We start from the raw sequence: 24,020 nt of genomic DNA, 5'->3' as shown, positions 1-24,020 counted from the left end.
CGAAGGAAGGGGGAGCTCATGAGCTTCGTTCTCGCGTTCCTGGCCGCGCTGGCGGCCGTCGTCGTCGGCACCACCCTGTACCTGGCCCGTCGTGATCGGGCCCACCGGCGGTGGGCGGACGGCACGGAGGGCCTGCTGATCGAACAGCGGCGGACCTCCCAGGCCGCCCGGATCCGCAGCACCCACTCCACCTGGGCCACCCACCACGGCAACGGCCTGTTCCCCGACGACCTGCAGACGCACTACGTCTGACGCAGCGGCGCCGCGTTCCCGGCGCCGGGGGCGGACGCAGCGGAGCCGGGGCGGACGAAACCCGGGTGCGCCCCTCGACCCGGCCGCGCGACACTACCGCGCATGAGCTCCGACGCCGCCCCGACCCCGCAGGTCCGGGCCCTCGACCACGTGGCCTCGCTCTCCGCCGGCCCGCCGGTCGACCCGGCCCTGCGGGTGACCCTCAACTTCCACCCGGACCGGGTCTCCCGCGGCCGGGCCGTCCTCGACGCCCTGGCCGAGGACGGCGTCTACCTCTCCCAGTTCGCCACCGGCACCAGCAACGGCGGCCTGACCGCCCACCCCGGCGGGGACCGCTGGCGCTGGGAGAGCCGGATCTTCGCCGGCGCCTACGACGCCGCGGCTCCTGGCGAACGCCCCGTCTACGGAGCCCTCGACCACCGCCGCAGTCCGGTCGGCGCCGCACCCCGCTTCGGCTCCGCGCACCTGCGGCTCACCGCCCCCGCCCTGGAGCGCACCACCTTCTGCTACCCGGACAGCTTCCTGGAGCCCACGGACTTCGGCACCGCGGCCCGCATGGGGCTCGTCGAACTGGCCCTGGCCGATGACCAGGACGCCCTCGACGACTACATCGAGGCACAGGTCCACGGCCCGGTCCGGCCGGCCGAGGACGTCGAGGCCCTGGTGCTGGACCCGTGCTACCGGAACACCCCGGTCGAGGACGCCGCCCGCCGCCTCCCCTGCCCGCTGGAGTGGCACCCCGGCTTCCGGCTCACCGTCGAGGAGCTCCGCCGCCACCCCGACTACCGCGGCCAGGAGTTCGTCGCCCTCGGCGCCCGGATCGCCGAGGACGGCGCCCTCGACCCCCGGATCATCGGCGCTGCCGCCGCGAGCGGTCGCCACGACCCCCAGGCCCTCAAGAAGGTGTGGCACTACCTCGCCCGCTTCGGCGCCCCCGGGTTCGGCGCCCCCGGGTAGCGAAAAGCGGTTGGCCCGGCTTCCTGCCGGACGGAGAATCGCCGGATGACCGATGACCAGATCGACTGGGCCCGCCTGCGCGCCGCCCGCCGGGCCTGTACCCGCTTCCTCTCCGGCAACCGCCCGCTCACCATGCGCGAGCGGCTCACCGCGCTCGCCGAAGCGGTCGAGCCGGACGCCCACCCCGACATCTACGGGAACGGCGGGCCGGTCGGGGAGCTGGAGGAGCGCACCGCCGCGCTCCTCGGCACGGAGGACGCGGTGTTCTTCCCCAGCGGGACGATGGCCCAGCAGGTCGCCCTGCGCCACCACGCCGAGAGGACCGGCAACCCGGCCGTCGCGCTCCACCCGCAGAGCCACCTCGAACGGCACGAGCGCCACGCCCACGTCCAGCTGACCGGCCTGCGCAGCCTCTGGCCCACCACCGAGCCGCGGCAGCCGACCGCCGACGAACTGCGGGGCCTCGGCGAGCCGTTCGGCACCCTGGTGGTGGAACTCCCGCTCCGCGACCCGGGCTTCGTCCTGCCCACCTGGGACGAGCTCACCGAGCTGGTCGCCGCCGCCCGCGCGGCCGGTGCCCGGGTGCACTTCGACGGGGCCCGCCTCTGGAACACCACGACGCACTTCGGCCGGCCGCTGGACGAGATCGCCGCCCTGGCCGACAGCGTCTACGTCTCCTACTACAAGGACCTCGGCGGTATCAGCGGGGCCGCCCTCGCCGGGGACAAGGCCTTCACCGCGTACGCCCGCACCTGGCGCCACCGTTACGGCGGGCAGCTCTACCAGCAGTGGCCGGCCGCCCTCGCCGCGCTCACCGGCCTGGCCACCGAACTCCCCCGGATCCCCGGCCACACCCGCCACGCGGCGACCCTCATCCCCGCCCTGGCCGCCCTTCCCGGTGCGCGGATCTTCCCGGAGGTCCCGCCCACCCACGACTTCCAGCTCTGGCTCCCCCACCCGGCGCGCGCCCTGAACGCCGCCACCCTCGCCCTCGCCGAGCAGGAGAGGACCTGGTTCCTGGACTGGACCGACGCCGCCCCCGGCCTCGCCATGGCCGAGGTCCGCCTGGCGGGCTCGGCCCGGGACTGGACGGCGGAGGAGGTCACCGAACTCGGGCTGCGCTTCCTGGAACTGGTCGCCGCCGCCAAACGGGACTGACCCGCCGGCCCCCGGGCTCGGGCTCGGGCTCGGGCTCGGGCTCGGGCTCGGGCAGCCGGACGGAGCCCGCGGCCGTCAAACGGATGGCGGGCTCCCCGCCCTTCGTGTCAGAATGACGATTATGAGCAAGCAGCAGGTCGGGGACTTCGCCGACGTCCGCAGCCGCGAGGAGCTGGCGGGCCTGATGGCCACCGGGGCACGGCCGAAGTGGGTGATGTTCTGGGGGCACACCGCCCGCAAGGGCGGCGGGACGCGGCAGGAGTGCCTGAGCCAGTGGTGGCCCGGGCAGTTCACCGTCGACGGGGTGACGTACGCCTCCGCCGAGCACTGGATGATGGCCGGCAAGGCCCGGATGTTCGGCGACCGGGCGATCGAGCAGCGGGTGCTGGAGGCCCGGACGCCCGCCGAGGCGAAGAAGCTGGGCCGGCTGGTGCAGGACTTCGACGACCAGACCTGGACGGCGGGCCGGTTCGACCTGGTGGTCGAGGGGAACGTCGCGAAGTTCGGTCAGGACGAGGCCCTGCGGGAGTACCTGCTGGGCACGGGCGACCGCGTCCTGGTCGAGGCCAGCCCGGTGGACCGGATCTGGGGCATCGGCCTCGGCGCGGACGACATCCGGGCCGAACGCCCGCTGGAGTGGCGGGGGCTGAACCTGCTCGGGTTCGCGCTGATGGAGGCGCGGGCCCGACTGGCCGGTTGAGACCGGTCGCGCCCCTGCCGGACGGGGCGGCCCCTGCCGCGGAGCGCGACCGGCGCACTTCTCGCAACGGCCGCCCTCTGCGCGCTCCTTGACACCACTCGGGCACGACTGGTCGCGCTCTCGTAACTCCATCGCCACATTCCGACGCCAGGATGTCCCGCAGTCAGGGCACAGATGGACAGGTTGGGGCGATCATGCGCATGCGGTCGACGGAAGAATCCGCAGGCCGGCAACCGGAGGGCGAGCAACGGGCCGCCGAACTCCGGTCGGAACTGGACGAGTTGCTCCGCGCGAGCCGGTACGCGGGCCAACGCGAACGCCGGTTGAGCGAGGCGATACGGGCAACCCCGGGCCGCCGGCGCCCGGACGGCGACCTGCTGCGGCAGCTCGCCCAGGCCCGCACCCTGCGGGAGGGCCTGGGCGCGCGCTGCCTGCAACTGAGCGATCAGTTACAGGAGTTGGAGCTCCACCTCAGACAGGCGCCGATCCCAGCGCCAACACCGTCCCCGGCCCCGGCACCACCCCCGGCACCGGCACCGCCGCCACCCCCCGCTCCACCCGTCCGCCCCGACCTCGGCGCCCTCACCGAGCGGATCACCGGACTCCACCGCAGCGGGGCCCTCCCCGAGGCCGAGGACCTGCTGGACCGGGCCGCCGCCCACCTCGCCCCCGCCGAGGCCGCCCTGCTGGCCGGGATGCTCTCCCGGCGCGGGCCGACCGGCGCCTCGCTCCAACTGGCCCGGACGGCCGCCCGGAGCGCCCCGGAGCACGCCGTCGTGGTGCTGGCGGAGCTGCGCGAACTGGGCCTGGCCGAGGAGGCCGCCGAGCTGTTCCACGCCCTCCAGGCCTACCCGGCCGCCGCGGTCCCGGCGCTGCTCGCCGCGCTGGAGCGGGCCGGGCAGCACGCCGACAGCGCCACACTGCTCTGGGAGTGGGGCTCGGCGCCGACCCCGGAGCTGACCTCGCTGGCCGCCGGCCTCCAGCAGCACGGCCGCCCCGCCGACGTCCGCACGCTGCTGCGCCAGGCGGCCGGCCGCCCGACCGCGGACCTGGTCGGACTCGCGACCGGCCTGCCGCCCGCGCTCGCCACCCTCCTGCTGCAGGAGCTGGCGGCCCTCCGCCCGCCGGTCGAACTGGCCCGCCTGGCCGCCGCGCTGGAGAACCACCGGGACCTCTACGGGCAGCTGCTGGCGGCACTGCTCGCCGACGACACCCGCCACCGCACCACCCTGGCCGCCCTCCGTACGGCCGGCCTGCCGACCGCCCCGCCGGCCGCCCCGCGCTCCCGCTGGGGCCGGCGCTGACCCACCGGCCGTCCGAAAAGCGGGGAGCCCCCGCCCGCCTCCACGAGGGAGGACGGCCGGGGGCTCCCCGAAGTACCGGACTCGGCAGGAGTACCGGACTCAGCAGCCGATCAGCCGCGCCGCCAGGTAGCCCTTCACCTGGTCCAGCGACACGCGCTCCTGCGACATGGTGTCGCGGTCGCGAACGGTCACCGCGTTGTCCTCGAGGGTGTCGAAGTCGACCGTGACGCAGAACGGCGTACCGATCTCGTCCTGGCGGCGGTAGCGCTTGCCGATCGCGCCCGCGTCGTCGAACTCGACGTTCCACGCGGTGCGCAGGTCGGCGGCCAGGCCGCGGGCCTTCGGGGAGAGCTCGGCGTTGCGCGACAGCGGCAGCACGGCGACCTTGACCGGGGCCAGGCGCGGGTCGAGCCGCATGCCGACGCGCTTCTCCATGACGCCCTTGGCGTTCGGCGCCTCGTCCTCGAAGTAGGCGTCGATCAGGAAGGCCAGCATGGCGCGGTTGAGGCCGGCCGCCGGCTCGATGACGTACGGGAAGTACCGCTCGCCGCTCTCCTGGTCGAAGTACTTGAGGTCCTGGCCGGAGGCCTCGCTGTGCACCCGCAGGTCGTAGTCCGTGCGGTTGGCGACGCCCTCCAGCTCGGAGAACTCGGAGCCGCCGAAGTTGAAGCGGTACTCGATGTCCACGGTGCGCTTGGCGTAGTGGGAGAGCTTCTCCTTCGGGTGCTCGAAGAAGCGCATGTTCTCGGTGCGCAGACCGAGGTCGACGTACCAGTCCCAGCGCTGCTGGAGCCAGTACTCGTGCCACTGCTCGTCCTCGCCCGGCTTGACGAAGAACTCCATCTCCATCTGCTCGAACTCACGGGTCCGGAAGATGAAGTTGCCGGGGGTGATCTCGTTGCGGAAGCTCTTGCCGGTCTGGGCGATGCCGAACGGCGGCTTCTTGCGCGAAGTGGTCTGGACGGCCTTGAAGTTGGTGAAGATGCCCTGGGCGGTCTCGGGGCGCAGGAAGGCCAGGCCGCTCGCCTCCTCGGTGACACCGAGGTGGGTCTTGAGCATGCCCGAGAAGTCCTTGGGCTCGGTGAACTGGCCCTTGGTGCCGCAGTCGGGGCAGTTGACGTCCTTGAGGCCGTTCGGCGGCGGGAAGCCGTGCTTGGCCTCGTACTTCTCCTCCAGGTGGTCGGCCCGGTGGCGCTTGTGGCAGGAGAGGCACTCGGTCAGCGGGTCGTTGAAGGTGGCGACGTGGCCGGAGGCCTCCCAGACCTCGCGGGCCAGGATCACCGACGAGTCGAGTCCGACGACGTCCTCGCGGGCCTGAACCATCGTGCGCCACCACTGGCGCTTGATGTTCTCCTTGAGCTCGACGCCCAGCGGCCCGTAGTCCCAGGCGGCACGCGTGCCGCCGTAGATCTCGCTGCAGGGGTAGACGAAGCCTCGGCGCTTGCTCAGGCTGACGATCGTGTCGATCTTGTCGGCGGCCACAGTGCTCTCTTCAGTACGTACGGCACGGTCAGGGCACGGCTGGTTGCTCGTACCCGAATACCCAAGGTTACCGGCCAGACGGGTACGGGGTTCAAATCGATATGGTCCGACTCCTCCCAGCCAGGGCCACCTGCCGTTCACCCGTCCGAGTGATTTGACAATCATTTCCACTGCAGATGAGAATGATTGTCATGATGATCGGACTGCTCAGCCGCCGTACCCGCAGGACCGCCGCCCTGGCCGTCGCCGCCCTCGCCGCCTCCATGGCCCTCACGGCCTGCGGTGGCAGCAGCAGCGCCCAGAGCGCGGACGGCAAGCTGAACGTCGTCGCCTCCTTCTACCCGATGGAGTTCCTGGCCCAGCAGATCGGCAAGGAGCACGTCTCGGTCACCGATCTCACCGCGCCCGGCGTCGAGCCGCACGACCTGGAGCTCACCGCCAAGCAGGTCGCCGGCGTCCAGAAGGCCGACGCGATCCTCTACCTCAAGGGCCTCCAGCCCACCGTCGACCAGGCCGTCGACCAGTCGACCAGCAAGCACAAGATCGACGCCACCGCGGCCAGCCCGCTGGTCGACCACCACCTCGACGAGGGCGCCGCCGAGGGCGACGGCCACAAGCACGAGGGCCCGGCCGGTGACCCGCACATCTGGCTCGACCCGAGCCGCTACGCCGCGATCGCCAAGAGCGTCGGCGACGAGTTCGCCAAGGCCGACCCCGCGCACGCCGCCGACTACCGGAAGAACACCGACGACCTGGTCACCCGGCTCACCGCCCTGGACCAGGAGTTCCGGACCGGGCTGCAGGACGTCAAGACCAAGACCTTCGTCACCAGTCACGCCGCCTTCGGCTACCTCGCCGACCACTACGGCCTCACCCAGGTCGCCATCAACGGCGTCGACCCGGAGTCCGAGCCCACCCCGGCCCGCCTCGCCGAGGTGCAGAAGGCCGCCAAGGACAACGGCGTCACCACGATCTTCTTCGAGACCCTGGTCAGCCCCAAGCTCGCCGACACCGTCGCCAAGGACCTCGGCCTCAGGACCGCCGTGCTGGACCCGCTGGAGGGCGTCAAGGACCCGTCCAAGGACGACTACCTGACCGTCATGAAGCAGAACCTGGCCAACCTCCGGGCCGCCCTCGGCGCCCCCGCCGCGGCCACCCCGGCCCCCACCCCCGCGAGCTGACGGGACGCCCCACCATGACCCACCCGATACCCCCGGCCGTCCGCCTCCGCGACGCCGTCGCCTCGCGCGGCGGCCGGCCGGTGCTGCGCGGCGTCGACCTCACCGTCCGACCCGGCGAGGTCGTCGCCCTGCTCGGCGCCAACGGCTCCGGCAAGTCGACCACCGTCAAGGCCGTGATCGGCTCCGTGCCGCTGGAGCAGGGCACCCTGGAGCTGTTCGGCACCCCGTACGGCTCCTTCCGCGCCTGGCACCGGATCGGGTACGTCCCGCAGCGCACCACCGCCGCCTCCGGCGTCCCCGCCACCGTGCGCGAGGTGGTCTCCACCGGGCGGCTCGCACAGCACCGGCTGCTGCCGTTCCGCCGCCGGGACCGCGCCGCGGTGGACGGCGCGCTGGCCGCCGTCGGCATGCTGGACCGGGCCGGGGACGGCGTCGCCGACCTCTCCGGCGGCCAGCAGCAGCGGGTGCTGATCGCCCGCGCCCTGGTCGGCACCCCCGACCTGCTGATCATGGACGAGCCGATGGCCGGCGTGGACGCCGCCAGCCAGCAGGTGCTCGCCGACACCCTGCGCGCCGAGGTCGGCCGCGGTGCCTCCGTCCTCCTCGTCCTGCACGAACTCGGGCCGCTGGAGCCGCTGATCGACCGCGCCGTGGTGCTGCGGGACGGCTGCGTCGCGCACGACGGCCCGCCGGTGCCCAACACCGGCCTGCACGCGCTGCCCGGCCACGACCACGTCCACCCGCACGCCGACCTCACCCCGCCGAGGCTGCTCGCATGACCGAGATGCTCTCCTACGACTTCATGCAGCGCGCCCTGCTCGCCGCCGTGCTGGTCGGGATCACCGCCCCCGCCGTCGGGATCTACCTGGTGCAGCGCCGCCAGGCCCTGATGGGCGACGGCATGGGCCACGTCGCGATGACCGGCGTCGGCCTCGGCTTCATCTTCCAGACCAGCCCGGTCTGGATGGCCGTGCTGGTCTGCGTGCTCGGCGCCGTCACCATGGAGCTGGTCCGCTCGCGCGGCAACCAGCGCGGCGACATCGCCCTGGCGATGCTCTTCTACGGCGGCATGGCCTGCGGCAAGCTGCTCGTCTCGATGTCCGCCCAGGCCGGGGCCGGCTCGCTGGAGAGCTACCTGTGGGGCTCGATCCTCACCGTCGCCCCCGCCGACCTGGCCACCATCGCGGTGCTCGGGGCGGTGGTCATCGCGGTCACCGTCGGCCTGCGCCGCCAGCTCTTCGCGATCTGCCAGGACGAGGACTTCGCCCGGGTCACCGGCGTGCCGGTGCGCACCCTCAACCTGCTGCTCGCGGTGATGGCCGCGGTCACCGTCACGGTCGCCATGCGGGTGGTCGGACTGCTGCTGGTCAGCGCGCTGATGGTGGTCCCGGTGGTCGCCGCCCAGCAGCTGACCCGCTCCTTCGCCGCCACCCAGGCCGCCTCGATCGCGCTCGGCGTGGTGGTCGCGCTGGCCGGCGTCACCGGCTCCTACCAGCTGAACGTGCCCTCCGGACCGGCCATCGTGCTGCTCGCCATCGCGGTGTTCGCGGTGTTCAGCGCGATCGCCGCCCCGCTCGCCCGCCGCCGCCACCGGCGCCGCGGCGACGCCGGGCAGGGGCCCCAGGTCTGCGACGTCCGGCTCCCCGGCCAGGACCCGGGAAAGAGTTCCTCCGACGCGACCACTCCGGAGCGGCGGGCCGGGCTGGCACAATGAGGTGCGTGACGCCCACGACCCCAGGAGGACCCACGGTGACCACCGCAGGCCCGTCGCCGCGCGCCCGCTCGACCCGGCAGCGAGCCGCCGTCTCGGCGGCCCTGGACGAGATCGCGGACTTCCGCAGCGCCCAGGAGCTCCACGACCTGCTCAAGCACCGCGGAGACTCCGTCGGTCTGACCACGGTCTACCGCACCCTCCAGTCGCTCGCCGACGCCGGTGAGGTGGACGTGCTGCGCACCGCCGACGGCGAGGCCGTCTACCGCCGGTGCAGCAGCGGGCACCACCACCACCTGGTCTGTCGGCACTGCGGCGCCACCGTCGAGGTCGAGGGCCCCGCGGTCGAGCGCTGGGCCAACTCGGTCGCCGCCGAGCACGGGTTCAGCGACATCGCGCACACCCTGGAGATCTTCGGCACCTGCGCGGACTGCGCCAAGAAGGGCTGAACGACCGTCCGTACGGGGGCAGCCCGCGCGGACGACGGCCGAAGGGCCCGCAGGAACGGTTCGTTCCGCGGGCCCTTCGGCACGTGCGCACCGGTCGGTATCAGCGCCGGTCGGCATCAGCGCTGGGCGGGCAGCTCCAGCGGCGAGGGCAGCTCGTTCGGGATCGCCCCGCCGAAGCGGCGGTCGCGCATCGCGAACTGCTCGCAGGCGCGCCACAGGTCGCGGCGGTCGAAGTCCGGCCAGAGCACGTCCTGGAACACGAACTCGGCGTACGCGGACTGCCAGAGCAGGAAGTTGGAGGTGCGCTGCTCGCCGCTGGGGCGCAGGAAGAGGTCCACGTCCGGCATGTCCGGGTGGTACATGTACTTGGCGAGGGTCTTCTCGTTGACCTTCTTCGGGTCCAGCCGGCCGGCCGCCACGTCCAGCGCGATCGCCTGCGCGGCGTCGGCGAGTTCGGCCCGGCCGCCGTAGTTGACGCACATGTAGAGCGTCACGGCGTCGTTGCCCTTGGTCTGCTCCTCGGCGACCTGGAGCTCCTGGACGACGCTCTTCCACAGCTTGGGCATCCGGCCGGCCCAGCGGATCCGCACGCCCATCGCGTCCATCTCGTCGCGGCGGCGGCGGATGACGTCCCGGTTGAAGTTCATCAGGAACTTCACCTCGTCGGGCGAGCGCTTCCAGTTCTCGGTGGAGAACGCGTACAGCGAGATGTTCTTGACGCCGAGCTCGATCGCGCCCTTGAGCACGTCCAGCACGACGGACTCGCCGATCTTGTGGCCCTCGGTGCGGGGCAGCCCGCGCTCCTTGGCCCAGCGGCCGTTGCCGTCCATCACGATGGCGACGTGGTCCGGGACCAGCTCGCCGGGGAGCTTCGGGGGCCTGGCGCCGCTGGGGTGCGGGGTCGGGGGTTCGTAGACCCGCTGCTTGCCACCGCCGAAGAGCCGTCGCGCTGCCATGTGCTCACTTCTCCACGTATCTCATCGAGCGGATGCCCCGCTCCAGGTGCCACTGCAGATAGGCCGCGACCAGGCCGCTGCCCTCCCGCCAGTACCGTGGCTCGCAGGCGTCGGCCGTCCGCCAGTCCCCTGACAGCAGCGCCCCGAGCAGTACCAGTGTCTCAGGGGAGGGTACGGCACATCCGGGCACTCGGCAGTCCGCGCAGAGCACCCCCCCTGCGGGGAGGGAGAAGAAACGGTTCGGCCCGTCCAGGCCGCACTTGGCGCAGTCCGTGAAACTCGCGCCGTACCCGTTCACCGCGAGCGAGCGCAGCAGGAAGGCGTCCAGCACCAGGTGCGACTCGTGCGTCCCGGCCGCCAGCGTGCGCAGCCCGCCCACCAGCAGCAGGTACTGCTGGACGGCCGGCTCGCCCTCGTTCTCGGCGAAGCGCTCGGCCGTCTCCAGCATCGCCGTGCCGGCGGTGTAGCGGCCGTAGTCGGTGACGATCGATCCGCCGTACGGGGCGATGGTCTCCACCTGGGTGCACAGCGGCAGCCCGCGCCCGATCAGCTCGCTCCCCCGGCTGAAGAACTGCACGTCCACGTGCGAGAACGGCTCCAGCCGGGCGCCGAACTTGGACTTGGTCTTGCGCACCCCGCGCGCCACCGCCCGCACCTTGCCGTGGTGGCGGGTCAGCAGGGTGATGATCCGATCGGCCTCGCCGAGCTTCTGCGCCCGCAACACGACGCCGTCGTCCCGGAAAAGGCTCATGCCCCCCATTGTCCCCCAGGGCACGGACAGCCGTGGACAGCCGTGTTGCCCGCACCGGGGACCGTGGGGGAGGACCACTGCGGTGCGGGTCACGGCGGGCCCGGAGGGGGGCACCTCCCGGCCGAAGGCCGGGGGCGAGCGGGCCCGTTTGTGGGGGATACGGAAGGTCCGGCGGGACGGGGGCCGAGGCCCTACAGGTTCTCGTACGGTGCCCGGGTCGCCGCCTCCAGCAGCGCCGGCACCTGGCTCTGCGGCAGGTCCAGGCAGCTGCCGACGGCGGCCAGCGCCTCGCGCTCCTGCGGCAGGTAGCGCCCGTCCGCCAGGGCGATCGCGGCGCCCAGCAGCAGCAGCCGCTCCCGGCCCTGCTGGGCCAGGTGCGGGGCGAGCGGTTCGAGCACCGCGTGCAGTTCCACGGCCAGGCCCCCGGACATCCCGTGGGCGTCGTGGAGTTCGCCGCCGAGCCCGGAGAGCGCGGCGAGCGCGGCCAGCACCTGGGCCTCGCCGCAGTCCTCGAACCCGGCCTCGCGCACCGCCGTGCAGGCCGCCTCGCGGGCTGCCCGGTGGGCGGTGCCGCCGGCCGCGAGCAGGGCCAGCGCGATGGTGTACTGGGCGTCCCGCAGCATCGCGCCGAGGCGCACGCTGGTGGGCTGCTCCAGGGACTCGACGCCGTAGCGCCCGTGGCAGCTGGTGCACTGCACGCTGCCGATCACCGGCCCGAGCGGCACGACCGGCGTCCCCAGCAGGCGCAGCCAGCGCCGGCCGTGCTGCCGGCGGTAGTTACGGTCCCCGCCGCAGCCCGGGCAGAAGAAATCACCGAGAACATCGGTCCGCCACCTCGGGCGGACACCCCACAACCTGGTCACGGCGCCACTCCCCAGACATGGCAGGCGGCCTGCACAACTATGGACAGGTCACGCGACCGGACACCGAGGCCGTCCCACCGACCCGGCTTGCCGGTGGATCGATGTTGCCACGGTTACCGGCACGTGTCAGTACCTCGAACGGCTTCCGATCCGAAAAAATGTGGCGCAGGCCACAGCCCGCCGGAACGCCCGGCGGACACGGCGAAGGGCCGCCCCGCGGGACGGCCCTTCGCGTACCACCCCAGGGCGTGTCTGACAATTCCCGCCGGGCGCGCGACGCCGGGGCACGCACCTCGCCGCGTTGTCGTCAGTCGCCGATGCTCCGCATGGGCTCCCTCCTCCGCCTTGCGATGCACGCACCCCAACGCCGCACGCTGATCCGACGCGAATTGTCAGACACACCCCAGGGAGTTAACCCCGCTGCGAGCGGTTGACGGCACTGATCATCGCCTTGAGCGAGGCCAGCACGGTGTTGCCGTCGATGCCCACACCCCACAGCACCTTGCCGTCCACCGCGCACTCCACGTACGCGGCCGCCTGGGCGTCGCCGCCCTCGCTCAGCGCGTGCTCGGCGTAGTCCAGCACCCGTACGTCCACGCCGATCCGGGCCAGCGCGTCCGCGAAGGCCGAGACCGGGCCGTTGCCGGTGCCGGACAGGGTCACCGGCACACCGTCCACCACGGCCTCGGCGGTCAGCGCGTCCCGGCCGTCCTCGGTGGTCAGGGTGCGCGAACCCGCCAGCGACAGCCGGCCCCACGGGTTGCCGGTGGTCGGCAGGTACTCGTCCTCGAAGACCCGCCAGATCTCCGCCGGGCTGACCTCGCCGCCCTCGGCGTCGGTCTTGGCCTGGATGATCCGGGAGAACTCGATCTGCATCCGGCGCGGCAGGTCCAGCTTGTGGTCGTTCTTGAGGACGTACGCCACCCCGCCCTTGCCGGACTGGCTGTTGACCCGGATGACCGCCTCGTAGGTGCGGCCGACGTCCTTCGGGTCGATCGGCAGGTACGGCACGCCCCAGGTGTGCTCCGCCACCGGCACCCCGGCCGCCTTCGCGTCCGCCTCCAGGGCGTCGAAGCCCTTCTTGATGGCGTCCTGGTGCGAGCCGGAGAAGGAGGTGTACACCAGGTCCCCGGCGTACGGGTGGCGCGGGTGCACCTCCATCTGGTTGCAGTACTCGGCGGTGCGGCGCACCTCGTCGATGTCGGAGAAGTCGATCTGCGGGTCGATGCCCTGCGAGAACAGGTTCATCCCCAGCGTCACCAGGTCGACGTTGCCGGTCCGCTCGCCCTGCCCGAACAGGCAGCCCTCGATCCGGTCCGCGCCCGCCATGTAGGCCAGCTCGGCCGAGGCCACGGCGGTGCCGCGGTCGTTGTGGGGGTGCACCGACAGGCAGACGAACTCGCGGCGCGACAGGTTGCGCGACATCCACTCGAACTGGTCGGCCTGGACGTTCGGGGTGGCCCGCTCGACGGTGGCCGGCAGGTTCAGGATGATCTCGCGGCCCTCGCCGGGCTGCCAGACGTCCATCACCGCCTCGCAGACCTCCAGCGCGAAGTCCAGCTCGGTGTCCACGAAGATCTCCGGCGAGTACTGGTAGCCGAAGACGGTGTCGTCGCCCAGCAGCTTCTCCGCGTACTCCATCACCAGCCGGGTCCCGTCCACCGCGATCGCCTTGGTGGCCGCCTCGTCGTTGCGGAACACCACCCGGCGGAACAGCGGCGCGGTCGCGTTGTACAGGTGGACGGTCGCCCGCGGGGCGCCGACCAGCGACTCGACGGTCTTCTCGATCAGCTCCTCGCGGGCCTGGGTCAGCACCGAGATGGTGACGTCCTCCGGGATCGCCCCCTCCTCGATCAGCGACCGCACGAAGGCGTGGTCGGTGGCGCCGGAGGACGGGAAGCCGACCTCGATCTCCTTGTAGCCCATGGCCACCAGCAGGTCGAACATCTTCCGCTTGCGGGCCGGGGACATCGGGTCGATCAGCGCCTGGTTGCCGTCCCGCAGGTCGGTGGAGAGCCAGCGCGGCGCCTTGGTGATCACCTGGTCCGGCCAGGTGCGGTCCGGCAGGTCGACGGTGCCGAACGGCAGGTAGCGCCCGTAGCGCATGCCCGAGGGCCGCTGGCGCACGGAGGCGGCGGTGATCGGGGTCGGCCGGTCGACGAAGGCGCGAGCGGCGGGGACGGACGCGGCGGAGGTCTGCTCGGTCATGGAGGGGACTCTCGGCTTCCTGTGGATGCGTGATGCGGGCGGTCGGGAGGGATCGACACCGACTGGCCGGCCGCTGCTGCGCCCCGCGACACGCCCTCGCGTCGCCGTTTCCGCGCACAGCTCGTTCCCCGCGGCGAGGGAGCCGGCCCGGTGGACTACAGGCCCTCGACGCGGCAGCTAAGAAGAAGCAGCCCGTTGCGCATGATGTGGCCAGCGTAACCCAGGCCCGCGCGCCCCCGAAGTGATCCGGGCTACCGTTCCACCCCTTGAGACGTGGACCGGTGCTGCCGCAGGTGGTGACATTCGGTCATCGAGGCCTCACCCTGGGCCGCATGACTGCAGGAGTCCCGCGCTGCGCGATCGTCCCGCCCTACGTCCTGGACCGCCTCGCCGAGGCCGGTCACCAGCCCGCCGTCCACTCCCTCGCCCTGGACGCCGCGCACCGCGCGGCCCGCCTCGCCGCTCCCCCGCCGACCGCCGGCGCCCCCGGCCTCAGCCGGCTGATCCACGACGCCGGGCACGGCCAGCGGCTGCCCGGGCGCACCGTCCGCACCGAGGGCCAGGCCCCGGTCGCCGACAGCTCCGTCAACCACGCCTACGACGGCCTGGGCGCCACCTTCGCGCTCTACTCCGAGGTCTTCGGCCGCGACTCGATCGACGGCCGGGGCCTGCGGATGGACGCCAGCGTCCACTACGGCCGCAACTACGACAACGCCTTCTGGAACGGCCGGCAGATGGTCTTCGGCGACGGCGACGGCCAGATCTTCGGCGACTTCACCGCCTGCATCGACGTCATCGGCCACGAACTCACCCACGGCGTCACCCAGTTCACCGCCGGACTGGACTACCAGGACCAGCCCGGCGCGCTCAACGAGTCGGTCTCCGACGTCTTCGGCTCGCTGGTCAAGCAGTACGCCCTGCACCAGGACGCCGCCTCCGCCGACTGGTTGATCGGCGCCGGGCTGCTCGCCCCCGGCATCCAGGGCGTGGCGCTGCGCTCGATGAAGGCCCCCGGCACCGCCTACGACGACCCCCAGCTCGGCAAGGACCCGCAGCCCGCCCACATGCGGGACTACGTGAACACCGCCGAGGACAACGGCGGGGTGCACATCAACTCCGGCATCCCCAACCACGCGTTCTACCTGCTGGCCACCGCCCTCGGCGGATCGTCCTGGGAGCAGGCCGGGCGGATCTGGTACGACGCCCTGACCGGCGGCACGCTGACCGCCACCGCCGACTTCACCGCCTTCGCCCGGGCCACCGTGGCCGCCGCCAAGGCCCGTTACCCCGACAAGCCCCCGATCGCCGACACCGTGACGGCCTCCTGGGCCCAGGTCGGCGTCAGCCCGGGGTGACCGCGGACGACCGGTTCACCGCCGGTCCGGACCGGTTCGGGACCGGTCCGGGACCGGTCCGGGACCGGTTTCGAGGTCACGGTCGGGGAAAAGAGCCGCAAAAGCCTTCCCTGCGTAGCACCATGGACACCATGCGCATCCAGGTCACCCGGACCGGCGGGCTCGCCGGAATCCTCCGTCACGCGGAGCTCGACACCGTCGACCGCACGGACGCCCCGCACGTCCACGCGCTCGCCCGCGAGGCCGTCGCGGGCGGGCTGCGCGCGCCCTCGTACGGGGTGCCGGACGGCTTCCACTACGAGATCACCGTCGACGGGCGGACGGTGTACTGCGCCGACCCCAAACTCACCGACTCGCAGCGGGAGCTGGTCTCGCTGGTGCTCCGCGAGGGGGCGTAGGCCCCGCGCACGGGCCCCGGTGCGGCACGGGCCCGGTGCGGCACGGGCCCGCCCGACGCGCACGTACGGCGTCCGGACGGGCCCGGGGCGGCTCGCCGCCCTTCGCCGTACTCCCCCGGTCAGAAGCCCAGCTTGCGCAGCTGCTTGGGGTCGCGCTGCCAGTCCTTGGCCACCTTGACGTGCAGGTCCAGGTAGACCGGCGTGCCGAGCAGCGCCTCGATGTGCTTGCGGGCGGTGGTGCCGACGTGCTTGAGCCGCGCGCCCTTGGCGCCGATCACGATCGCCTTCTGGCTCTGCCGCTCGATGTAGACGTTGGCGTGGATGTCGAGCAGCGGGCGGTCCGCCGGGCGGCCCTCGCGCGGCAGCATCTCCTCGACCACGACGGCCAGCGAGTGCGGCAGTTCGTCCCGCACGCCCTCCAGGGCGGCCTCGCGGATCAGCTCGGCGACCATGATCTGCTCGGGCTCGTCGGTGAGGTCGCCCTCCGGGTAGAGCTGGTCGCCCTCGGGCAGCAGCTTGGTGAGGAGGTCGGCGACCAGTTCGATCTGGCCGGCCCCTCGCCCACCACCACCCTTGTTCGAGGGACTGCGTCCCGCTGCCTGATCGCCGACCGCGGAGACCGGGATGATCTCGGCCCACTCGAAGCCCAGCTCGATGCCGAGCTGGTGGATGGCGATCAGCTGCTCGGCCAGGCGCTTGGAGTCGACCAGGTCGGTCTTGGTGACGATGGCGACCTTGGGGGTCTTCTTGATCCCGGCGATCTCCTTGGCGATGAACTTGTCGCCGGGGCCGATCTTCTGGTCGGCGGGCAGGCAGAAGCCGATCACGTCGACCTCGGCCCAGGTGGTGCGGACCAGGTCGTTGAGGCGCTCGCCGAGCAGCGTGCGGGGCTTGTGCAGGCCGGGGGTGTCGACCAGCACGAGCTGGGCGTCCGGGCGGTGCACGATGCCGCGCACGGTGTGCCGGGTGGTCTGCGGGCGGTCGGAGGTGATCGCGACCTTCGTCCCCACCAGGGCGTTGGTCAGGGTCGACTTGCCCGCGTTGGGACGGCCGACGAAGCACGCGAACCCGGAGCGGTACGAGGAGGAAGGGGCATTCATGGGCCCCATTCTCCCTGATCAACGGAGCCCCGCCGTCCGGGGCCGGTCCGTCGGGGACGGTCAGCCCTTGCCGCCGCCCCGTCCGACCAGCGAGAACACCACCAACAGGAGCAGGAAGGCGAGTGAGCCCCAGAGCCAGTAGACCGTGCCGGTCTCCTGCCACTTGCCCATGCCCATCACGAACAGCACCAGCCCGGCGACGAACGCCAACGCCCCCATGCCCCAGCCCCTCACCGAGTCCACCCCTCCGGTGAGATTATCTGCTGAATACCGGGGGTGCGGCCCGTCGCACCTGCCCCGACGGGCCGCCGGAGGCCGCTCAGCGGGCCTCGGCCGCCACCCGCAGCGTCCCGTCCGGCCCGGCCAGCAGCACCGGCGTACCGGCCCCGCCCAGGTCCCGCACGGCCGCCAGGTCGGCCTCGGCGGGCTGCTCGGCCTCGCTCACCACGGCGGCGGCCTCCAGCGACTTCGCACCGCTGGCCACCGCCATCGCCACCGCCGTCTGCAGCGCGCTCAGCCGCAGCGACTCCAGCGCGACCGTGCCGGCCACGTAGGTGCGGCCGGTCTCGTCACGCACCGCGGCCCCCTCGGCCACGCCGTTGCGGGCGCGGGCCGAGCGGGCCAGGGTGATGATCTTCTTGTCCTCGGGGTCGAGTTCGACGATGTCACTCATGCCGCCGAGCATAGGCGGCCGCTCCCCCGCCCGGGCGGGCGAGTCACCGTCACACCTCAGTGGCCGACCGGGTGGGTGCGGCCGGGGTTGGGGTTGAGCACCTTGACGAAGGTCTTCGCGGCGCCGGACGGCAGCGGCTCCTCGTGCGAGGCCCGCTCGCGCCAGAACGGGTTGTCGTGCGGCAGGTGGCTGCTCACCCGGCCGTACATCCCGAATGTGGTCACGACGACCCCGAAGACGAACGCGAACAGCACGTTCGACATCCGGAAGTTGAGGATGTTCGCGTCCGGCCGGCCGAGCACCGTCAGCCCGTAGAAGCCGGACAGGACGAACAGCACGCCGACCACCATGTTGAGGTTGGACGCGAAGTTCCCGCCGATCACCGCTCCGGCCAGCAGGACCGCCCCCGCCACGATGGACAGGATGCTCAGCGCCCCGTTGGTCGACAGCCCGGCGATCCGGTCACCGTGGGTGGCCAGGAAGCCGGGATGGTCGGTCAGCCCCAGGATCCCGAACACGATCAGGAAGATCCCCCCGAGCCCCGCCCCGACCCGCCACACCAGGGCGAGCCGTCGATCGACGGTCGGCAGTTCGTCTTGCAGCTTCATGGCGACCTCCAGAGCTCGGCCCAGGCCGACAAGCACGGCCGAAGGGCACGGCTAGCTGTAGGGATGGCTCCCCTGCATGTGCGGCGTCTCGTGCATGTAGAGCGAGCCGCACTGCTGGCAGCAGCGCAGCCCGGTGCCCCACTCCTGCTCGGGCCGGGTCTCGGCGTCGGCGGGCATGGTCCGGCCGCAGAGCGCGGTCGACGGGTCCTCGTCCCGCACCACGTGCCAGGACTTGACTCCGCCGGCCGCCCCCTGCGGGCCGTACTCCGCGCGAAGTTTGTGCGTCATGCCCTCCATGGTCGCGCGGCGACCGCCCACCCGCTACTCGCCCGCGGCCCGCACCGTCTCCGACCCGCGCACCGGCGAGGCCACCATCGAACCGATCCGGTTGCGGCGCCCGGCCGAGGACTCGGCGGTCAGCAGGATGCCGGTCAGGCCGTCCGCGGCCGGCTCGGGCAGCGGGATCTCGCAGGCCGAGCCGGGGATCGGCACCCGGCCCAGGTGCTTGGCCAGCAGGCCGCCGACGGTCTCGACGTCCTCGTCCTCCAGCTCGATCCCGAACAGCTCGCCCAGGTCCTCCACCAGCAGCCGGGCGGTGATCCGGTACGAGCCGTCGCCGAGGTCCTCGACCGGCGCGATCTCCCGGTCGTACTCGTCGGTGATCTCGCCGACGATCTCCTCCAGGACGTCCTCGATGGTGACCAGGCCCGCCGTGCCGCCGTACTCGTCGATCACGATCGCGACGTGCGAGCGGCGCTGCTGCATCTCCCGCAGCAGGTCGCCGGCCGGCTTGGAGTCCGGGACGAACACGGCCGGGCGCATCACCGCGCCGACCTCCTCGGCCTCCGCCTCCCGGTTGATGTGGGTGCGGCGCACCAGGTCCTTGAGGTAGACGATGCCGACCACGTCGTCCTCGTTGTCGCCGACCACCGGGATCCGCGAGAAGCCCGAGCGCAGCGCCAGGGTGAGCGCCTGCCGGACGGTCTTGTGCCGCTCGATCATCACCAGGTCGGTGCGCGGCACCATCACCTCGCGCACGATGGTGTCGCCCAGTTCGAAGACCGAGTGCACCATCCGGCGCTCCTCGTCCTCGATCAGGTCGTCCTTCTCGGCGAGGTCGACCAGCGCCCGCAGCTCGGCCTCGGAGGCGAACGGCCCCTCCCGGTACCCCTTGCCCGGGGTCAGCGCGTTGCCCAGCAGGATCAGCAGCCGCGGGATGGGACCGAGCACCGCGGCCAGCGGCAGCAGCACGAAGGAGGCCGCGGTCGCGGTGGAGATCGGGTGCTGGCGCCCGATCGTGCGCGGCGAGACGCCCACCGCGACGAAGGACACCAGCACCATCACGCCGAAGGCCAGCAGCACGGCCTGCCAGGTCGGGTGGATGTTGCGCACGCACACCGCGGTGACCAGCACCGCGGCCGCCATCTCGCTGGCCACCCGGATCAGGGTGGCCAGGTTGAGGTAGCGGAACGGGTCGGAGGCGACGGCCAGCAGCCGCGCGGAGCCGCGCCGGCCGTTGCGCACGGCCTCCTCGGCCCGGAACCGGGAGACCCGGGAGACGCCCGCCTCGGCGCACGCGGCCAGCCAGCCCAGCACGACCAGGGCCACGGCACCGAGGATGAAGCTCGTACTCTCACCACTCACGGGAGTTCGGGCCCCGCGCTCAGTGGGTGGTGGGAGCCGGGGAGATGCCGCCGAGGCCCCGGCCCGCCCGCCAGTCGTCCAGGATCCGCTTCTGGAGGGCGAACATCTCTTCCTCCTCCTCCGGCTCCTCGTGGTCGTAGCCGAGGACGTGCAGCACGCCGTGGACGGTGAGCAGTTGGAGCTCCTCGTCCATCGAGTGCTTGGAGGGGGCCGCCTTGCCCTGCTGCTCGGCGACCTCGGGGCAGAGCACGATGTCGCCGAGCAGGCCCTGCGGCAGCTCCTCGCCCTCCTTGCCGGGACGCAGCTCGTCCATCGGGAACGACATCACGTCGGTCGGTCCGGGCAGGTCCATCCACTGGATGTGCAGCTCCTCCATCGCCGCACCGTCCACCAGGATCACGGACAGTTCGGACTGCGGGTGGATCCGCATCTTGTCCAGGGCGAAGCGGGCGACGTCGAGGATGGCTTCCTCGTCGGCGTCCCAACCGGACTCGTTGGCGATGTCGATCGACATGACGGGCTGTGTGCTCAGCTTTCGGTGCGATGGGACTGTCGGGGTGCGCGCGCCGCGGCGGTCTTGCCGGGGCGCCGCTGGGCGGGCTTGCGGGCGGCCGGGGAGTTCTCCTCGGCCTCCTGCAGCGCGTCCCAGCGCTCGTAGGCGTCCACGATCCGGCCGACCAGCTTGTGGCGGACCACGTCGGTGCTGGTGAGGACGGAGAAGTGGATGTCCGGGACGTCGGCCAGGATCTCCTGGACGACCTTGAGCCCGCTGCGGGTGCCGCCCGGGAGGTCGATCTGGCTGGTGTCGCCGGTGACCACCACCCGGGAGTTGAACCCGAGGCGGGTGAGGAACATCTTCATCTGCTCGGGCGAGGTGTTCTGGGCCTCGTCCAGGATGATGAAGGCGTCGTTCAGGGTGTTGTGTGTCAGTAGGTGGCCCTCGGTCACGTAGAGCGAATCGGCCGCCGCGACCTGGATGCAGACGGCTTCCTCGCGCCCGGCGGGCTCGATGAGGTCGATGTGCCGCATCGGCCGACCTCCGCCGCCGGCGGTGAGGTACTTCTCCGCCTTGCGCCGGAGCCTGAAGGGTTCGACCCCTTCGGGAAGGCGGATGTCGACGACGTGGGCATCGCGGCGGTGGTGGACGTCGCGGCCCCGCGCACGGCCCGGCTTCCGGCCTTCCGCCAGCCTGCGCCGGGTGTAGGCCACCCCGCCGAGGGACCGGACCAGTTCGATCACGTCGTCGCGCAACAGGATCGAGGTGGTCGTGTACTGGACCCGACAGGTTCGACCGGCCTGTGTCACTGGCCCACCATCCGCGTCCAGCAGTCCCTGGAGGACGGCCAAGCGGATCGCCGGGGAGTTGCGGAGGTAGACCTCGGGTACGAACTTCGACGACGACCTGCCGCCCAGGAGGTCCAGCTCCCGAAGGACCTCGGTGACCGGGTTAGCGAGGGTCATCAGGTCGCCCGGCGCCTTCACCCGGCTCAGCGTGTAGTCGACTCCGCCCTTCGACCGGACCTCGATCCCTGGCAGTGCCGCCTCCAGGGCGGAGGCGAGCTCGGGGTCCTCAGTGGCGAACGAGGGCGTCGTGGAGCCGGTGAGGCAGCCGTCACCGAGCAGCAGACCCAAGGCGTACGGGTCCATGGGTACGTCCTGCTCCGGAAAGCGGACCGGCCCGCTGAGCAGCGGCAACTCGTACCGCCGTGCGTGGGCGGCCCGGAGGTTCCCGATCATCTCCCGGGTTTCGAGAACCCTCCAGGGCTTGTTCCGGCGGCGGTCCGCCGCTGTCCGGACCGTCCACAGGTGCTCTCCGCAGCAGAGCGTCGATGCCCCGTCCTGAGCCGTGACACGGTAGATGTCCTTCTCGCCCTGCGGGTACACACCCAGCACGGGCGTCGGCTCGCCGTTCGACCCGGTGACGAGGTCGCCGACCTGGAGGTCGCCGATCGGACGCCAGCCGTCCGGCGTGAGCACCTTGGTGAAGACCGGTTGCGCGCGGCCGCGCATGTATGCGAGCGGGGCGACCTCGATGGTGCCGGCCGCCATCAGGCGCGGGATGGAGTCCGGGTCCATCATGTCGTGCAGCGCGTCGTACAGCGGGCGCAGGTAGGGGTCGATCTTCTCGTAGAGGGTGCCGGGCAGGAAGCCCAGCCGCTCGCCCGCCTCGACCGCCGGGCGGGTCAGGATGATCCGGTTGACCTCCTTGGCCTGGAGGGCCTGGACGGCCTTGGCCATCGCCAGGTAGGTCTTGCCGGTGCCGGCCGGGCCGAGGCCGAAGACGATCGTGTGCTTGTCGATCGCGTCGACGTAGCGCTGCTGGTTGAGCGTCTTGGGGCGGATCGTGCGGCCGCGGTTGGACAGGATGTTCGCCGTGAACACCTGGGACGGCGCCGGGCTGTCCGGGTCCTCCTCGCGGAGCATGGCGATGGAGCGCTCCACGGAGTCCTCCGTCAGGGGCTGGCCGGTGCGCAGCACCAGCATCATCTCGTTGAACAGCTTCTGCACGAGGGCGACCTCGGCGCGCTCCCCGGTGGCGGTCACCTCGTTGCCGCGGACGTGGATGTCGGCGGCGGGGAACCCCTGCTCGATCACGCGCAGCAGCGAGTCCGCCGTGCCGAGCAGGGTGACCATCGGATGCTTCTCGGGGATGACGATCCGGGCGCTCACCCGGCCGTCGTCGGTCGGTTCGGGGCGCGACTGTCCGTCGGTACGGGTCTGCGATGTGTCACTCATGGGTCGGCGCTGGGCCTGCCTCATCCCATCCGTGGTCTCGTGTGCCGCTCGGTCTCTCCGGGGCACCAGGGTACGCCGCGAGCGTGATCGCCGCGGCGGGCGGCGGGGCCGCACCCGACGATGCTGCGGCAGATCGCGGGGCGGCGCGAGCCCTTTTCGCGGGGAGCCCGCGCAGCGTCCACCGCCGGCGCCGCGCCGTTCACGGGTGACGGCGGGCGGGGACGGGCACGCGGGCGAGGTCCTCGGCGAGCACCAGCTCCCCGTCGAAGTGCTTGCGGGCGTCGGCCAGGTGCTGGCCCAGGTCCGGGTAGCGCTGGGAGAAGTGGGTCAGCACCAGGGTGCGTACCCCGGCCTCGGCGGCGACCTTGGCGGCCTGGCCGGCGGTGAGGTGGCCGTGGTCCTCGGCGAGGTGGGCGTCGGCGTCGGTGAAGGTCGCCTCGACCACCAACAGGTCGGCCCCCTCGGCCAGTCGGTGCACCCCCTCGCAGAGCCGGGTGTCCATCACGAAGGCGAAGCGCTGGCCCCGCCGGTGCTCGCTGACCTCGTCCAGGGTGACGGTGCGGCCGTCCACCTCGACCGCGCCCTCGTGCTGGAGCCGGCCCACGGCCGGGCCGCGCACGCCGGCCGCGGCGAGCCGCTCGGGCACCAGCCGGCGGCCGTCCGGCTCGGACAGCCGGTAGCCGAAGGACTCCACCGGGTGGTCCAGCCGGACGGCGTCCAGCGCGAAGCGGGCGCCGGGCGCGGGCAGCGGGCCGGGTTCGTCGATCGGCCGCGGCCGCAGCACGGCGGTCTCGTGGTACGCGGTGGCGTGCCGCAGCCGCTCGAAGTAGACCTCCCCGGAGGCCGGGAAGTAGACGTCCACCGGGTGCGGGACCCGGTCAAGGTTGATCCGCTGGATCACCCCGGCGAGGCCCAGGCAGTGGTCGCCGTGGAAGTGGGTCACCGCGATCCGGGTGATCTGGGTGGCCGAGACCCCGGCGTGCAGCATCTGGCGCTGGGTGCCCTCGCCGGGGTCGAACAGCAGGCCCTCGCCGTCCCAGCGGAGCAGGTAGCCGTTGTGGTTGCGGTGCCGGGTGGGCACCTGGCTGGCGGTGCCGAGGACGACGAGTTCGCGCTGGGACACCTGGGATCAGACCATGCTCTCGTTCATCGGCATCCCGCCGAGCACGTGCACGTGGGCGTGGAACACGGTCTGCCCGGCGCCCGCACCGGTGTTGAAGATCAGCCGGTAGTCCTCGACGCCCTCGTCCCGCGCCACCGCGCCCGCCTCGGCCAGCAGTTCGCCGGCGATCTCGGGCTCGGCGGCGCCCAGCGCCGCGGCGTTGGGGTAGTGGACGTGCGGGATCACCAGGACGTGCACGGGGGCCTTGGGGGCGATGTCGCGGAAGGCGAGGACGCGCTCGGTCTTGCGCAGCACGGTCGCCGGGATCTCGCCCGACACGATCTTGCAGAACACACAGTCGGACTGCGGCTCGCCGGCCATCGGAATCTCCTCGGTTCGGTCGTCGATCACGTTGCACGGGCCGTACGGGCG

Annotated in this window: 26 protein-coding genes; 11 read left to right on the top strand and 15 right to left on the bottom strand. The window is 72.3% G+C overall.

Annotated features, from left to right (window positions below; all coding sequences use genetic code 11):
* The first annotated feature begins 18 nt into the window (after positions 1-18).
* The 5 genes from ACIQWA_RS18100 to ACIQWA_RS18080 all read left to right on the top strand — a co-directional run bounded on the left by ACIQWA_RS18100 (position 19) and on the right by ACIQWA_RS18080 (position 4,371).
* Positions 19-252, top strand: a complete 234-nt coding sequence (locus tag ACIQWA_RS18100; RefSeq protein ID WP_402483581.1) for a hypothetical protein — start codon at positions 19-21, stop codon at positions 250-252.
* Between the two features lie 102 nt (positions 253-354).
* The gene (locus ACIQWA_RS18095) at positions 355-1,209 is read left to right on the top strand and encodes a DUF3626 domain-containing protein (protein WP_402483579.1); all 855 of its coding nucleotides are present in this window, start codon (positions 355-357) and stop codon (positions 1,207-1,209) included.
* Between the two features lie 45 nt (positions 1,210-1,254).
* The gene (locus ACIQWA_RS18090; RefSeq protein ID WP_402483577.1) at positions 1,255-2,367 is read left to right on the top strand and encodes a threonine aldolase family protein; all 1,113 of its coding nucleotides are present in this window, start codon (positions 1,255-1,257) and stop codon (positions 2,365-2,367) included.
* A gap of 121 nt (positions 2,368-2,488) precedes the next feature.
* Positions 2,489-3,067, top strand: coding sequence for an NADAR family protein (locus ACIQWA_RS18085; protein WP_402483575.1), 579 nt, complete (start codon positions 2,489-2,491; stop codon positions 3,065-3,067).
* Positions 3,068-3,267: 200 nt separating this feature from the next.
* Complete coding sequence (locus ACIQWA_RS18080; RefSeq protein ID WP_402483572.1) at positions 3,268-4,371, top strand: hypothetical protein; 1,104 nt, start codon at positions 3,268-3,270, stop codon at positions 4,369-4,371.
* Positions 4,372-4,470: 99 nt separating this feature from the next.
* Here the strand turns inward: ACIQWA_RS18080 and ACIQWA_RS18075 are convergent, their stop codons facing one another.
* Positions 4,471-5,853 carry a glycine--tRNA ligase gene (locus ACIQWA_RS18075; protein WP_402483569.1) on the bottom strand — a complete coding sequence of 461 codons (1,383 nt, stop codon included), beginning with the start codon at positions 5,851-5,853 and terminating at the stop codon, positions 4,471-4,473.
* A gap of 182 nt (positions 5,854-6,035) precedes the next feature.
* On the opposite strand from ACIQWA_RS18075, the gene ACIQWA_RS18070 reads away from it, so the two are divergent.
* The 4 genes from ACIQWA_RS18070 to ACIQWA_RS18055 are packed head-to-tail and all read left to right on the top strand — an operon-like array spanning position 6,036 to position 9,194.
* Positions 6,036-7,034 carry a metal ABC transporter substrate-binding protein gene (locus tag ACIQWA_RS18070; RefSeq protein WP_402483854.1) on the top strand — a complete coding sequence of 333 codons (999 nt, stop codon included), beginning with the start codon at positions 6,036-6,038 and terminating at the stop codon, positions 7,032-7,034.
* A 14-nt stretch (positions 7,035-7,048) separates the two neighbouring features.
* Positions 7,049-7,813, top strand: coding sequence for a metal ABC transporter ATP-binding protein (locus tag ACIQWA_RS18065; RefSeq protein ID WP_360228717.1), 765 nt, complete (start codon positions 7,049-7,051; stop codon positions 7,811-7,813).
* Entirely contained in the window at positions 7,810-8,748 is a 939-nt protein-coding gene (locus ACIQWA_RS18060) for a metal ABC transporter permease (protein ID WP_402483566.1), read from the top strand. The genes ACIQWA_RS18065 and ACIQWA_RS18060 overlap by 4 nt, the downstream gene beginning before the upstream one ends.
* A gap of 35 nt (positions 8,749-8,783) precedes the next feature.
* Entirely contained in the window at positions 8,784-9,194 is a 411-nt protein-coding gene (locus tag ACIQWA_RS18055) for a Fur family transcriptional regulator (protein ID WP_360228723.1), read from the top strand.
* 116 nt (positions 9,195-9,310) lie between these two features.
* Here ACIQWA_RS18055 and ACIQWA_RS18050 read toward each other — a convergent pair whose 3' ends face one another.
* The 4 genes from ACIQWA_RS18050 to leuA form a co-directional block, all read right to left on the bottom strand.
* Positions 9,311-10,150, bottom strand: a complete 840-nt coding sequence (locus ACIQWA_RS18050; RefSeq protein WP_360228726.1) for an isoprenyl transferase — start codon at positions 10,148-10,150, stop codon at positions 9,311-9,313.
* A gap of 4 nt (positions 10,151-10,154) precedes the next feature.
* A complete protein-coding gene (gene recO, locus ACIQWA_RS18045; RefSeq protein WP_360228729.1) occupies positions 10,155-10,901 on the bottom strand; it encodes a DNA repair protein RecO in 747 nt (248 codons plus the stop codon).
* A 191-nt stretch (positions 10,902-11,092) separates the two neighbouring features.
* The gene (locus tag ACIQWA_RS18040; protein WP_402483563.1) at positions 11,093-11,764 is read right to left on the bottom strand and encodes a TerB family tellurite resistance protein; all 672 of its coding nucleotides are present in this window, start codon (positions 11,762-11,764) and stop codon (positions 11,093-11,095) included.
* 411 nt (positions 11,765-12,175) lie between these two features.
* Positions 12,176-13,972 carry a 2-isopropylmalate synthase gene (gene leuA, locus ACIQWA_RS18035; RefSeq protein WP_402483560.1) on the bottom strand — a complete coding sequence of 599 codons (1,797 nt, stop codon included), beginning with the start codon at positions 13,970-13,972 and terminating at the stop codon, positions 12,176-12,178.
* 332 nt (positions 13,973-14,304) lie between these two features.
* Between leuA and ACIQWA_RS18030 the strand changes: the two genes are divergently transcribed.
* Entirely contained in the window at positions 14,305-15,327 is a 1,023-nt protein-coding gene (locus tag ACIQWA_RS18030) for a M4 family metallopeptidase (protein WP_402483558.1), read from the top strand.
* Between the two features lie 131 nt (positions 15,328-15,458).
* A complete protein-coding gene (locus ACIQWA_RS18025; protein WP_360228741.1) occupies positions 15,459-15,725 on the top strand; it encodes a protealysin inhibitor emfourin in 267 nt (88 codons plus the stop codon).
* A 119-nt stretch (positions 15,726-15,844) separates the two neighbouring features.
* Here the strand turns inward: ACIQWA_RS18025 and ACIQWA_RS18020 are convergent, their stop codons facing one another.
* The 10 genes from ACIQWA_RS18020 to ACIQWA_RS17975 form a co-directional block, all read right to left on the bottom strand.
* Positions 15,845-16,825 carry a GTPase Era gene (locus ACIQWA_RS18020; RefSeq protein ID WP_402483554.1) on the bottom strand — a complete coding sequence of 327 codons (981 nt, stop codon included), beginning with the start codon at positions 16,823-16,825 and terminating at the stop codon, positions 15,845-15,847.
* Between the two features lie 60 nt (positions 16,826-16,885).
* Positions 16,886-17,044: a hypothetical protein gene (locus ACIQWA_RS18015; RefSeq protein ID WP_380401729.1), complete on the bottom strand. Its 159-nt coding sequence runs from the start codon at positions 17,042-17,044 to the stop codon at positions 16,886-16,888.
* A 100-nt stretch (positions 17,045-17,144) separates the two neighbouring features.
* Positions 17,145-17,498 carry a cytidine deaminase gene (locus ACIQWA_RS18010; protein WP_360228748.1) on the bottom strand — a complete coding sequence of 118 codons (354 nt, stop codon included), beginning with the start codon at positions 17,496-17,498 and terminating at the stop codon, positions 17,145-17,147.
* Positions 17,499-17,554: 56 nt separating this feature from the next.
* Positions 17,555-18,106 carry a DUF4383 domain-containing protein gene (locus tag ACIQWA_RS18005; RefSeq protein ID WP_360228751.1) on the bottom strand — a complete coding sequence of 184 codons (552 nt, stop codon included), beginning with the start codon at positions 18,104-18,106 and terminating at the stop codon, positions 17,555-17,557.
* Between the two features lie 51 nt (positions 18,107-18,157).
* Positions 18,158-18,394 (bottom strand): hypothetical protein, encoded by a 237-nt coding sequence (locus ACIQWA_RS18000; protein ID WP_360228754.1) that lies wholly within the window; start codon positions 18,392-18,394, stop codon positions 18,158-18,160.
* 33 nt (positions 18,395-18,427) lie between these two features.
* Positions 18,428-19,750: a hemolysin family protein gene (locus ACIQWA_RS17995; RefSeq protein WP_402483550.1), complete on the bottom strand. Its 1,323-nt coding sequence runs from the start codon at positions 19,748-19,750 to the stop codon at positions 18,428-18,430.
* Between the two features lie 19 nt (positions 19,751-19,769).
* The gene (ybeY, locus tag ACIQWA_RS17990) at positions 19,770-20,264 is read right to left on the bottom strand and encodes an rRNA maturation RNase YbeY (protein WP_030061268.1); all 495 of its coding nucleotides are present in this window, start codon (positions 20,262-20,264) and stop codon (positions 19,770-19,772) included.
* A gap of 14 nt (positions 20,265-20,278) precedes the next feature.
* Entirely contained in the window at positions 20,279-22,384 is a 2,106-nt protein-coding gene (locus ACIQWA_RS17985; protein WP_402483852.1) for a PhoH family protein, read from the bottom strand.
* Between the two features lie 301 nt (positions 22,385-22,685).
* Complete coding sequence (locus ACIQWA_RS17980) at positions 22,686-23,609, bottom strand: ribonuclease Z (protein WP_402483547.1); 924 nt, start codon at positions 23,607-23,609, stop codon at positions 22,686-22,688.
* A 6-nt stretch (positions 23,610-23,615) separates the two neighbouring features.
* Positions 23,616-23,969, bottom strand: coding sequence for a histidine triad nucleotide-binding protein (locus tag ACIQWA_RS17975; RefSeq protein WP_360228763.1), 354 nt, complete (start codon positions 23,967-23,969; stop codon positions 23,616-23,618).
* Between the last annotated feature and the right edge of the window lie 51 nt (positions 23,970-24,020).

Origin of the sequence: Kitasatospora sp. NPDC098652 (assembly GCF_044760155.1) — a bacterium.
Classification (GTDB): domain Bacteria; phylum Actinomycetota; class Actinomycetes; order Streptomycetales; family Streptomycetaceae; genus Kitasatospora.
This window is presented reverse-complemented; position numbering and strand designations above follow the sequence as displayed.

What these genes read in the sequence shown, in the direction of transcription:
- ACIQWA_RS18060 (WP_402483566.1), top strand. Translation starts at nt 7,810, where the DNA reads ATGACCGAGATGCTCTCCTACGACTTCATGCAGCGCGCCCTGCTCGCC.
- ACIQWA_RS18030 (WP_402483558.1), top strand. Translation starts at nt 14,305, where the DNA reads ATGACTGCAGGAGTCCCGCGCTGCGCGATCGTCCCGCCCTACGTCCTG.
- ACIQWA_RS18085 (WP_402483575.1), top strand. Translation starts at nt 2,489, where the DNA reads ATGAGCAAGCAGCAGGTCGGGGACTTCGCCGACGTCCGCAGCCGCGAG.
- ACIQWA_RS18050 (WP_360228726.1), bottom strand. Translation starts at nt 10,150, where the DNA reads ATGGCAGCGCGACGGCTCTTCGGCGGTGGCAAGCAGCGGGTCTACGAA.
- ACIQWA_RS18065 (WP_360228717.1), top strand. Translation starts at nt 7,049, where the DNA reads ATGACCCACCCGATACCCCCGGCCGTCCGCCTCCGCGACGCCGTCGCC.
- ACIQWA_RS18095 (WP_402483579.1), top strand. Translation starts at nt 355, where the DNA reads ATGAGCTCCGACGCCGCCCCGACCCCGCAGGTCCGGGCCCTCGACCAC.
- ACIQWA_RS18090 (WP_402483577.1), top strand. Translation starts at nt 1,255, where the DNA reads ATGACCGATGACCAGATCGACTGGGCCCGCCTGCGCGCCGCCCGCCGG.
- ACIQWA_RS17985 (WP_402483852.1), bottom strand. Translation starts at nt 22,384, where the DNA reads ATGGTCACCCTGCTCGGCACGGCGGACTCGCTGCTGCGCGTGATCGAG.
- ACIQWA_RS18025 (WP_360228741.1), top strand. Translation starts at nt 15,459, where the DNA reads ATGCGCATCCAGGTCACCCGGACCGGCGGGCTCGCCGGAATCCTCCGT.
- leuA (WP_402483560.1), bottom strand. Translation starts at nt 13,972, where the DNA reads ATGACCGAGCAGACCTCCGCCGCGTCCGTCCCCGCCGCTCGCGCCTTC.
- ACIQWA_RS17975 (WP_360228763.1), bottom strand. Translation starts at nt 23,969, where the DNA reads ATGGCCGGCGAGCCGCAGTCCGACTGTGTGTTCTGCAAGATCGTGTCG.
- recO (WP_360228729.1), bottom strand. Translation starts at nt 10,901, where the DNA reads ATGAGCCTTTTCCGGGACGACGGCGTCGTGTTGCGGGCGCAGAAGCTC.
- ACIQWA_RS18005 (WP_360228751.1), bottom strand. Translation starts at nt 18,106, where the DNA reads ATGAAGCTGCAAGACGAACTGCCGACCGTCGATCGACGGCTCGCCCTG.
- ybeY (WP_030061268.1), bottom strand. Translation starts at nt 20,264, where the DNA reads ATGTCGATCGACATCGCCAACGAGTCCGGTTGGGACGCCGACGAGGAA.
- ACIQWA_RS18015 (WP_380401729.1), bottom strand. Translation starts at nt 17,044, where the DNA reads ATGGGGGCGTTGGCGTTCGTCGCCGGGCTGGTGCTGTTCGTGATGGGC.
- ACIQWA_RS18100 (WP_402483581.1), top strand. Translation starts at nt 19, where the DNA reads ATGAGCTTCGTTCTCGCGTTCCTGGCCGCGCTGGCGGCCGTCGTCGTC.
- ACIQWA_RS18000 (WP_360228754.1), bottom strand. Translation starts at nt 18,394, where the DNA reads ATGACGCACAAACTTCGCGCGGAGTACGGCCCGCAGGGGGCGGCCGGC.
- ACIQWA_RS18020 (WP_402483554.1), bottom strand. Translation starts at nt 16,825, where the DNA reads ATGAATGCCCCTTCCTCCTCGTACCGCTCCGGGTTCGCGTGCTTCGTC.
- ACIQWA_RS18070 (WP_402483854.1), top strand. Translation starts at nt 6,036, where the DNA reads ATGATTGTCATGATGATCGGACTGCTCAGCCGCCGTACCCGCAGGACC.
- ACIQWA_RS18080 (WP_402483572.1), top strand. Translation starts at nt 3,268, where the DNA reads ATGCGGTCGACGGAAGAATCCGCAGGCCGGCAACCGGAGGGCGAGCAA.
- ACIQWA_RS18010 (WP_360228748.1), bottom strand. Translation starts at nt 17,498, where the DNA reads ATGAGTGACATCGTCGAACTCGACCCCGAGGACAAGAAGATCATCACC.